2 protein-coding genes are annotated in these 1,169 nt (G+C 35.2%); one reads left to right on the top strand and one right to left on the bottom strand.

Annotated elements, in window-relative coordinates; genetic code table 11:
* The coding region (locus tag JMX82_RS14135) for an epoxyqueuosine reductase QueH (protein ID WP_201541002.1) at positions 1–499 on the top strand (499 nt) is incomplete at its 5' end.
* Here the strand turns inward: JMX82_RS14135 and JMX82_RS14140 are convergent.
* Positions 496–1,169: methylenetetrahydrofolate reductase C-terminal domain-containing protein (locus tag JMX82_RS14140; RefSeq protein WP_201541003.1), on the bottom strand; the 674-nt coding region annotated here is incomplete at its 5' end. The two genes, JMX82_RS14135 and JMX82_RS14140, sit on opposite strands and share 4 nt — an antisense overlap.

Here is a 1,169-nt window from a genome sequence, read left to right on the forward strand (position 1 = left end):
ATATGAGATTCGTAAAGAAGAAAACATTCGTTTTGCAAAGAAACACAATATACCTTTTATTGACTGTGATTATGATATAGATAATTGGTTTGAACGAGCCAAAGGTATGGAAAATGAACCTGAAAAAGGCATTCGTTGTACCATGTGTTTTGATATGCGTTTTGAACGTACTGCTTTATATGCAAAGGAAAATGGCTTTAGCCTTATCAGCAGTTCATTAGGTATTTCACGTTGGAAAAATATGCAACAGATCAATGATTGTGGTCATCAATCTGCATCTCACTATGATGGCATTACGTATTGGGATTACAATTGGCGCAAACATGGCGGTGCTGTTCGTATGCTTGAAATTAGTAAGAAAGAAGAGTTCTATCAGCAAGAATATTGTGGGTGTGTCTATTCACTAAGAGATACCAATAGATGGCGGATGAAAAATGATCGTGAGCGAATTAAACTTGGTGTGAAGTTTTATTCAAATGTGATGGATGAAAAAAGTTAAGCTTTTGTCTTTAAATACCAGTTTTTCCAAGAGCTAGTTCCACGTATTGTAATAGGAACTGTTGGAATCAGTTTTTCTTTTAAAATATGCGTTTGCCCCACAACTTTAGCAAGCCTAGCTTTGACTGAATGAATACATTCTCGATCACCGAACTCACAGTAATCCAATGTGGTTCCACCACATGGACCATTGGACAAACCTTTGGGGCATGTTTCTGGACAAATATATATTGTTTCTCCCAAACGACATTGCCCACAACTCTCACAACCTAAAACAGCGTGCTTACTTAGCCATTCTGTTTTTAACAAAGCTTTGGTAGTAGACTGTTTTTCCCAAAAAGAAGCTTTAAAAATAAAGCGACCAAATGATCTAGCAAGTTTTGCATCAAAAAATGTGTTATGCATCATGTGTAAATGATGATATTTGATTAATTGTCCTATTGACGGTTGTTTCGAAGAATATGAAAAATCAGGTATAAATTCTTTTCCTGTTTTAACTTGCCATAATGAATTCCATAATAATTCAAGTGCATTTAAATCCAGATGACGATACGCATTAATCCAATGTTCAAGTAACAATTGTTCATCAGGATTATGGCAAGCAGATAGGTGAATACCTGCGAAACCAAGTTGTTTACAAATTAAAATTTGTAATGCACAACGTCTATAAG

The sequence above is a fragment of the Psychrobacter sp. 1044 genome, assembly GCF_904846525.1.
Taxonomy (GTDB): domain Bacteria; phylum Pseudomonadota; class Gammaproteobacteria; order Pseudomonadales; family Moraxellaceae; genus Psychrobacter.